Below are 9,020 nucleotides of genomic sequence, written 5' to 3'. Positions count from 1 at the left end.
CATGTATGAGAAAAATTGATTACCGCCACTTTCTCCGAGATGGCCCTGCGATGTTCCGAGCGATACGATTCCATTTTCTTCAAAAAATACTTCTCGTTCAAGCCGCCATACCACAAAGCGAGCATTTCCTTGTCGGTCAGCACCTCCTCGTCGTCCGCATCGAACAGGCCGCAGATTGGAGCTTCAAAGTAGAGCATCAGAGCCCACAGTGAAAAAAATATTCCGGCCACATCCAGGCAGCGCGCTGCATAGAGCGGGTGGAGTTCGGCATAGAAGCCGATCGGCCCCAACGCAATGACGAAGCTCATCAGGCAAAATGCCTTCAGCACTCCGAAAACGGCATAAGCTCCCTCCTGCACGCTTGCACGAGGCGGAATGAAGTTCGAGGAACGCCACAGGTGAACGCACGGAATGAAAAAAGCCAGAAGAGCCGCCATAATAAGCCATGAGATTCCCAAGGAAAAGCTCAAGGGCATCACGCTCACCGCCCTCCTCTCCCGTATTTCAGCCGCCAATGATCGGCATACCGGACATAGCCGCTGTTCCATGCCCAGCCCAAGATCGCACAGCGCATCTCCTCCATACGCACACGATCGGCAAGATCGGCGTCCCGCCCCCCTTTCAAAGCCTTGGCCAAAACTCGGTAATGGGATATCCATACCCTGTATCCCCTCTTATACGACAACACGAAAAACGGAATGACGATGAGACCCCAAGGGATAAGAATGCTGCGAAGCAACAGCCCCAGATTTTCCAGCATGGCGGTATGCTCCATACGGTCCAGAAAGCCTCCGACACAGGAACCGCCCCAAATAACACCCATTGACGCCGTTGCCAGCAGGCTGAATACAGCTTTACAATAATAGGCGGAGGCACGCATGTGGGGATTGTCCCAAGTCCAGGCCCTGAAACATTCCCTTGGGATATCAGGGATAAATTCGAAAATCCATCGTCCCTCTTCACGGAATTTCTGCACGTAAATCCTGTTCAAGCCGCCGTACCACAGCGACAGCATCACCTCGTCGGTCAGCGCTGCCTCGGCCTCCTCGCTGCACGGCCCCAGGCTTTGGACCTCCGAAAACGTCTCCATCGGCTTCCTGCCTCCATGATATGTGAATCCCCCGGGGTAACCGGGGGATTTGCGGAATACCTTACGTCCTGTCGTCGGGCGCATCGCCCCCCAACAGCATCACCGTATGCAGTCCCCACCCGCCGGCGGAGAAACTGCAGGAGTGCTGCGTTGGAGAAAGGGCATGAAAAAGCCGTTGAGCTCCCCCCTTGGGGGAAATATCGTAGGACCTGCTGCGTCCCCTTACCTTCCCTTCTCGCAATTTCATCGCTTTGATAACCGCATTCCACGCATTGTGGAGGGCCTGCTCATGTTCCTGAGGCATCCGCGGTACCGATTGTTTCAAGTCCACATCCAAATAATCCAGGCTCCCAGCCAGGCCCTTGGCAATGACCTCGCCCAATGCCCGGACCTCCGGCAGCTTCAACATCAGTTCCCGAACCTCTGCCTCATACCCTTTTACATACCTCTGCATCAGCACTATGGGCCAGATTTCCGTCAGCGCGGTGCTCATGCTGTCGATTATTATGGTTTTATCCCCCGGAATGTAGAACCCCTTCAGAAATATCCGCTCGTCCTCCTCTCCGTCTCGCGGAGGCAGGAAGGTATACAGACTGCATGTCACGTCCCGGGGCAAATTCAAAGGGCCAAAGCGGCCATCGGATGTCGGCCTCAACTCCACATCATCAAACAACAAGGAAACGGCCAAAGAGGATAGTTCCACCCGAACTCCCTCGGGCAGAACGATCCGTCCGATGATTTCCTTCCGGCGAAGGAACACGACGGACTCGCTTCTTCCGTAACTGCCGACCACATACAAGGGGCCGGAGTCCGCCCTTTCCGGCAGCGGCGCCTCGAAGTGACCGGGCTCGCCCCCGGAGTTGTCCACGGACAACACGTCATCGCTGAACACCACACTCAGGGCCACGTTCAGGTTCCTCCCCTCGACGCGCACCCTGCCGCCGTCCGTCTGTACGGCGGAGGAAATGATCGGCGTATGGACGTTCACCACACGGACCGTTATGGCATACGTGCGCCGGTTGCCGAGGAACAAAAAGACCTCCCAGTGCCCCTCGCCCGTTCCCTCGGGCCAGCTGAACGACGCCTTGCCGTCCGTCACGGACGCGGGTCTTAGGTTCAGCGGTGTACCACGCTTACCGCCATGCCGCCACGACTCGCGAATCGCTATCCATGCGCTGCTCGCATCGGCCCCCGGAACGAACGAGCCCTGAAGCTCCACCTCGTCGCCGGGGACGGCTAGGCCCTCCGCCCCCAGCGTCCTGTCGAAGAGCCCCGTAATGTAGGGCTGCGGCTCCTCCAGGTATTCCGCGGGCCTCAGCCGGTCGGGGTCGTTCACATCCAGAAGGCCGTCCTGATCGTCGTCGAAATCGATGTAATCGCGGACTCTATCGTCATCCGAATCCTCGGTCCCCTCCACTCCGTCCGGCACCCCGTTGCCGTCGCTGTCCGTATCGAGAAAGTTGGGGATGCCGTCGCCGTCCGTGTCGTTGCGGGGAAAGAACTGATCCAAGGGCAGGTTGAACGTCATGATCCTGTCGAAGGGGTAATATTCAACGAAGTCGGGGATGCCGTCGCCGTCCGCGTCGGAGTTCCGGTCCAGCCACACGGCGCCCTTGGGAGAGTTGCCGGGGTTGACCGCATTCCGCCAGGCGGAGTCGGAAAAGGTTCCGGCCTCGCGGTACGGCTCCAGACGGCGCAGTACCGTCAGCAGTTCCATGAGGTCGGGCAGGGTGTCGTCATCCGTGTCCTCATACCCCCTGTCCATGCCCAGAAGGTCGTGCAGCTCGTCCGGGATGCCATCGGCGTACTCATCCGGAAAGATCAGCGCTTGGTAACGCCACTTCTGTGCGGTCTCCGCCACTGTCGCTATGGTGAACCAGTACACCCCGGGACGGGAAATGTCGTACTGCGCCCACGTCCAGTCACTTACCGGAAGTCCCGGCATATTGGACACGGTCAGGGGCTCCTCGTTCTTCCCCGTCTCGATGCTCATGACGGGGTTCATAAACGGCGTGTGGGCGACCAGGACCGAATAGGCCCCCGCCCTGTCTAAGCTGACCGCAAAACAGTCGCTGTCGTAGCCGGCGCTGTTGTCCAAAACGCCCGATATGGCGGCGGGCATCGCTGCGGGGGCATCTTTGAATTCCGCGTAATCGATCCCGTTGTTCGAGGAGTTGCCCTTCTCAGCCTCCGCGTACTCGGGGTAGGCTCCGCGCGACGGATCGAGCGGACCGGCGTCCCAGACGTCGGGAACTCCATCCCCGTCCGTATCGCTTTTCAGCGCCTTCGGTGGGTTCGGATCGGGATTCGAGGGCTTGGTGCTCGGGACCGGAGGCTGCGGCCTGGGCAAAGGCTTGGGGGAAGGAGGATTGGGTTGAGGCGCGGGCAAGGATCGAGGCGGAGCTTCGGGCCCCGCCCCGCCGGAGCTTCCTCTGCAACCTCCCAGGGAGAACAGCAGCAAGAGGAAGAGCAGGAACAAAAAGATTTCGTAGACGGACCGCCTTTTCACGAACATCGACCTCCCTTGCACGGCCCGGATGGGGCGGGCGCTTCACGCCCCGCAAGCTCCCATCCGCCCTGCCGTCAGGGCCAATATTTCGCAGACTTCGTCCTCACGATCACCGTCCAAAAAGAAAGGTGAGCCAACCGCATTGTAAGAGAAAGCGCACAAAAGGTCAAATCCATAGGGCGAACAGGCCGGCAGCCATAAGGTTATTCCCCGGGCGACGGAGATCGCTCCCCGGCTTCCGCAGCCTCCCGCATCGCCTCGAAGAGTCCGGAGGCCCCCGGAACCCCGCCGGGCCCGACGGCATGAGCGCCCAGAATGGTCCAGCCCCGCTTCTTCTTCAAAAACGGGGCCAGCCCGTCGAGTTTGCCCTCCGCCGAGGTTCCCCCCTTCCTGACCGAGACCGTGCGCAGCCCAAAGGCGGCCCCGCAGTTCCGTATCGCCGTCAGGCCGGTGAGAAGACGGACGGGCTCGGGAAGGGGGCCGAAACGGTCCTCCATCTCCCCCATCAGGGCCATGAGCTCGTCCAGCCCCACCACCTGAAGGAGACGCCGATAGAGCGTGACCCGCACCCCCTCCTGAGGGATGTAGAAGGCGGGGATGGAGCCCCCCTGGTCGTAGGCGACCTCCGTCAGCCGGTTCTCCACTCCGCGCAGGCGGTCCAGCTCCTCCTCCAGCATCCGATAAAAGAGGCTGAAGCCCCCCGTCCTGCTCTTTCCGTGCTGCGTGGTTCCGCCGATCTCCCCTCCGCCCCGGATGTCCAGGTCCCGCCGCGCAATCGAGTAGCCCGACCCCAGGTCCGTCAGAGTGGATATGGCCTCCAGCCTGTCCGCCGTCTCCTTCCTCAGTTCCTCACGCTCCGGATAGAAGAAGTAGGCGAAGGCGCTTTCCCCGCGGCGCCCCACCCGGCCGCGGAGCTGGTACATCTGGGCCAGCCCGAGCTCCTGGGAGTCGTCCACGATGATCGTGTTGGCGCGGCCTACATCCAGGCCGCTCTCGATAATCGTCGTGCAGATCAGGATGTCGATAGCCCCCGCGTAGAAGTCCAGCATCGTCCTCTCCAACTCCCGTTCCGGCATCTGGCCGTGCGCGGCGTGGATTTTGGCCTCGGGGAAAAAAGCGGCGAGCATCCGCCGCTGTTCCTCCATACGCGCGATGCGGTTGACGACGAAATAGACCTGCCCTCCCCGCTCCAGCTCACAGGCCACGGCCTTACGCACCAGCGCGGTCTGCCAGGGCCCCGCGAAGGTCGTTACGGGCAGGCGGTCCTCCGGGGGCGTGGAGAGCACCGAAATGCTGCGCAGCCCCCTCAGCGCCATCGCCAGAGTGCGCGGTATGGGGGTTGCCGACAGGCTCAGGATATCGACCGCCCCATAGGTCCGCTTCAGGCTCTCCTTGTGCATGACGCCGAAACGGTGCTCCTCGTCGACGACGAGAAGGCCCAGGTTCTTGAACTTGATCCCCTTCTGGAGCAGCTTGTGCGTCCCGATGACGATGTCGACGGACCCGTCCTCCGCGCTCGACGCGGTGCGCCCCGCCTCCGACCTCGAGGTGAATCGGGAGAGTATCCCCACAGAGACCGGAAAGCCCGAAAGGCGGGAACGGAAGGTTCCGTAATGCTGCTGAGCCAGGATCGTCGTCGGGACCAGTACGCAGACCTGACGCCCCGCGGCGACGGCTCGGAAAGCCGCCCTCAGTGCGACCTCCGTCTTGCCGAACCCTACGTCGCCGACGAGAAGGCGGTCCATCGGAAAGGGGCCGGACAGGTCCTCCATGATCTCCGCCGTGGCCTTGAGCTGGTCGGCCGTCTCCGTGTACGGGAAGGCCCTGACGAACGACTCGTAAAGCTCGCCCGGCTCCGTCAGGGGGTCTCGGCGCTCCAGCTCGCGGCGCGCGAAAATCTCGATCAGGGCCCTGGCCTCCTCCTGGGCCCGTTTCTTGTCCTTCTCCATGGACTTGCGCCACCGGGAGCCCCGAAGGGTATCGAGCTCCGTCTCGTCGCTCTGGTGTTCCGCCAGCGCCGTGAGCTTGTGGGACTGGAGGACGGGGACCAGAAGGCGCTTGTTCTCGGCGAACTCGAGCACCAGGGCGTCCATGGAGGCCCCCGCCGAGACGATCTCCTCGATGCCGCGGAAGACGGCCAGTCCGTAGTCCTCGTGTACGACAAGCTGCCCTGCCGACAGCCGATCCCGCCACTCCAGCGGAGCGCGCCATTCCGAGGAGGCCGCTCTGGCGGAGACCCCGGAGAGCTCTCGGTCCGAGATGAAGGCGCGCTTCGCGGCCCTGTCCACGAAGCCCGAGGAAAGAGCCCCTTTCCGGACCTCGACGAAGGGAGTCTGAGCGAACGGTCCGTTCTCCCCGTCCAGGAACCGGGCGTTCTCGCTGTACACGCACACGGCGCAGCCGAGCCGGTCCAGGTCCCGGCAAAGGCGCAGGACCGCCCCGAAGTCCCCCTTGAAGGGGGGAAGCTCCTCCACGTCGAGCTGAGCCTCCGTCCAATCCACTCCGCGCGTCACCCTCAGGCGCGGATAGCGCGCCAAGTCGCGAAACACCTCATCCCAGGAGGGGACGGGATCGACGTGCGCCTCCGAACACAGTTCATCCCAAAGCCAATGGAAGGAGACGGCCTGCGCCTCGATACTCTGAGGTTCATAGAGGATGACCCGAGTGTCGGCCGGCAGCAGGGCCGGCGGCATGAACGCCTGCGCGCCGGAGAGGCTGTGCAGGCAGACCGAGTCGAGCCCGGCTGCGGTCTTCTGCGTCGAGGGCTGAAAGGCGCCGATCCGTTCCACGACGTCGTCAAAGAACTCGAAACGCAAAGGAAGAGCGTGGGCGGGGTCGAAGACGTCCATGATGAAACCGCGCAGGACGTACTGCCCCGGCGACCAGACGAGGTCCGCACGCTGATATCCGCTGCGCTCGAGCCAGGCCAGCAGGCGGTCCCTGGCATATTCCTCCCCGCAGGTCACGGGAAGCTCCCCATCGGCCATGAGACAGGGGGACATCAGGGCCCCCGGGGTTGCCACCAGAACGCCGCCCTCCGTCGTCCAGCGCCGGATCGTCTCCCCCCGCTCAAGGAGAAGCGGCCGGCTGCCGATCGTCTGCAGGGTCAGAGGAAGCTCGGCGAGGCGGAAGAGGGGCCTATCGGGAAAAAATGCCTTACGGTCCAGTGCAAACTCCGAGGCCTGGCGCACGTCGGGAAAGACGGCTGCGACGCGTCCCTCCGGACACATCCAGGCCCGGGCCGCGCCGCCGGCGCGGTCGTGCACGCTTCCCCCGCTCTCCCAGAGCTCCTTCAATCCATCCAAATCGCCCACCACGGGGCGTTGCCGTCCCTGCACGCTCAAACCTCCCCAAAGAAAAAGGTAAAAAACAAAAAAACCGACGGAGGGAATCCGTCGGAATCATCGTCAGCGGACAAAAACAAAAAATGCCTCACAAAGTCAGCCGCGCAGGACCTCCAAGGCGCCGTTCCACATATCGCGGGCGCTGGTGGCCACGGAAAGGTTCGCCTCGTAGGCACGGCTCGCCACAAGCATATCCGTCATCTCCCGAACCAGGTTGACGTTGGGAAAGGCCACATACCCATCGGCGTTGGCGTCCGGATGCTCCGGCTGGTAGACCAGACGGGGCGGGGTCTGGTCCTCCTCGATCTCCAAGACGCGAACTCCCCCGATGTCCTGGTACCCGCCGATCGTCCTGTCCAGCATCTCGGCGAAGACCGGCACCCTGCGCTTGTAGGGACCCCCCGCAAGGGTGCGGGTGGTGTTGATGTTCGCCAGGTTGGAGGATATCGTGTCCATCCACAGGCGATGAGCCGTCAGCGCGCTGCCCGCAACCTCCATGCTCTCGAATATTCTCATGATCCGAGCTCTCTCCTCAGCACCGCAAAAACTATCGTCCCGCTATGACGGTGCGGTAAATGGCAAGTTTTTTGGCCGCCAGACGGTTCATGGCGTTATACATCATGCGCGTCTCCGCCATGACCGCCATCTCCCGTTCCGGGTCGACGTTGTTGCCGTCGAGTCGATACGCTTCGTCGCGTATCTTCAGCTCCACGGGCTTTACGTCCGAGACCAGGAGAGGGCGCGTGGGGATATGAGCGGGGTCCGTAACGGTCATGCGCAGTTTTTTCCCCGATTGGATGACGTCCCGAAGCTGGTCCTCGAAGGAAACGTTGCGCCGGGTGTAGCCCGGGGTATCCGCGTTGGCCACGTTTCTCGACACGGCCTTGAAGCGCTGTGCCAAGCCCTCCATGTCCTTCTCCAGTACGCTCCAGGTGAACTCGCCCAACATGTTCCTCACTCCTCCCCGCCCAAATTATACTACAGCGAGAGACCTGCGGAACACGAAACAACCCTGTTTGTCCGCACCCTATCCCCCGGGTCCGCTGCGCGTCAATAGGCGACGCGGGCGGATGAGGCCACCCCCAGCTCCTCCACGAAAAGAGGGCTGAGCACCTTGATGTAGGTGCCCTTCATCCCCAGGCTGCGGCTCTCGATCAATCCGGCGCTCTCCAGCTTGCGCAGAGCGTTGACGATGACGCTGCGGGTCACGCCGACCCGATCCGCGACCTTGCTGGCCACGGCCACCCCCTCCTGTCCCCCGAGCTCCGCGATGATGTGCTTCATGGACTCGATCTCCGAGTAGGAAAGGGCGCGCATCGCCATCTGAACGGCGATACGGTCGCGGGAGTGCTCCTCGATGGTGCGGTTCCGGTCGTTGAGCATCTCGATACCGACGAGCGACCCCAGGTACTCCGCCAGCAGCACGTCCCGGACCACGAAGGGCGCATGGAAACGGACCAGAAGGACCGTCCCCAGCCGTTCCGCCGCAGCGCCGTAGATGGGGACGTACATCAGATGTTTCTCCGGCCTCTTCACCGAGCTGGGGTCATCGAACAGAAACGCATCCTCGTCGCAGATCACGGACTCCCGGTAACGGTTCATCTTATCGGCCAGGCTCGCCGGCATCGCCCCCGCCCTCATGCTCTCCAGAAGCGTCCGGGACTCGTACTCGGGAAGCCAGGTATATCCCAGAAGCTTTCCGGACTGATCCACGATGTAGACATTGGCGGTAGAAAACTCCGAGAGCAGTTTGGCCAACCTGGTGTAGTCCAGAGGGTCTCCCTCGCGGCGGCTCTGCAAAGCGCGCCCCACCTGCCGGGTCTTCTCCAGAAGATCCCTCAGCGCCGCCTCGACGGCATCGGAATCCTTTATACCCAAAGCCTTCGCGTTCAGCAAATTTCCTTTTCCGTCGTCCAACGCGACGGTAGGCCTTTCCTTCAAGCTGGCCTTTCTGGAGTTCCGGGCCGTCCCAGCCTCTTTTTTCATCGATCGAAGTCCTCCTTGAAACCTTTCGGCCGCCTCGCCCATTCCCGGCGGGCGCTCCTCTTTGTTTGGCCGAACTTGTCTCCGGTGACCC

7 protein-coding genes are annotated in these 9,020 nt (G+C 62.2%); all 7 read right to left on the bottom strand.

The window, feature by feature from the left end; all coding sequences use genetic code 11:
- On the bottom strand, nucleotides 1–485 hold a 485-nt coding region (locus Q0176_RS00880; RefSeq protein WP_299298104.1), incomplete at its 3' end, for a hypothetical protein.
- On the bottom strand, nucleotides 482–1,090 hold the full coding sequence (locus tag Q0176_RS00875; RefSeq protein ID WP_299298102.1) for a hypothetical protein: 609 nt from the start codon (nucleotides 1,088–1,090) through the stop codon (nucleotides 482–484). The genes Q0176_RS00875 and Q0176_RS00880, both read right to left, overlap by 4 nt.
- A gap of 61 nt (nucleotides 1,091–1,151) precedes the next feature.
- Nucleotides 1,152–3,599, bottom strand: a complete 2,448-nt coding sequence (locus Q0176_RS00870) for a hypothetical protein (RefSeq protein ID WP_299298100.1) — start codon at nucleotides 3,597–3,599, stop codon at nucleotides 1,152–1,154.
- A gap of 203 nt (nucleotides 3,600–3,802) precedes the next feature.
- A complete protein-coding gene (locus tag Q0176_RS00865; protein ID WP_299298098.1) occupies nucleotides 3,803–6,937 on the bottom strand; it encodes a DEAD/DEAH box helicase in 3,135 nt (1,044 codons plus the stop codon).
- A 102-nt stretch (nucleotides 6,938–7,039) separates the two neighbouring features.
- Entirely contained in the window at nucleotides 7,040–7,459 is a 420-nt protein-coding gene (gene flgC / locus Q0176_RS00860; protein WP_299298096.1) for a flagellar basal body rod protein FlgC, read from the bottom strand.
- A gap of 31 nt (nucleotides 7,460–7,490) precedes the next feature.
- Nucleotides 7,491–7,892, bottom strand: a complete 402-nt coding sequence (gene flgB / locus Q0176_RS00855; RefSeq protein ID WP_299298094.1) for a flagellar basal body rod protein FlgB — start codon at nucleotides 7,890–7,892, stop codon at nucleotides 7,491–7,493.
- A gap of 101 nt (nucleotides 7,893–7,993) precedes the next feature.
- Entirely contained in the window at nucleotides 7,994–8,929 is a 936-nt protein-coding gene (gene codY, locus Q0176_RS00850) for a GTP-sensing pleiotropic transcriptional regulator CodY (protein ID WP_299298092.1), read from the bottom strand.
- Nucleotides 8,930–9,020 lie beyond the last annotated feature (91 nt).

This window comes from uncultured Fretibacterium sp., assembly GCF_938040765.1.
Classification (GTDB): Bacteria; Synergistota; Synergistia; order Synergistales; family Aminobacteriaceae; genus CAJPSE01.
This window is presented reverse-complemented; position numbering and strand designations above follow the sequence as displayed.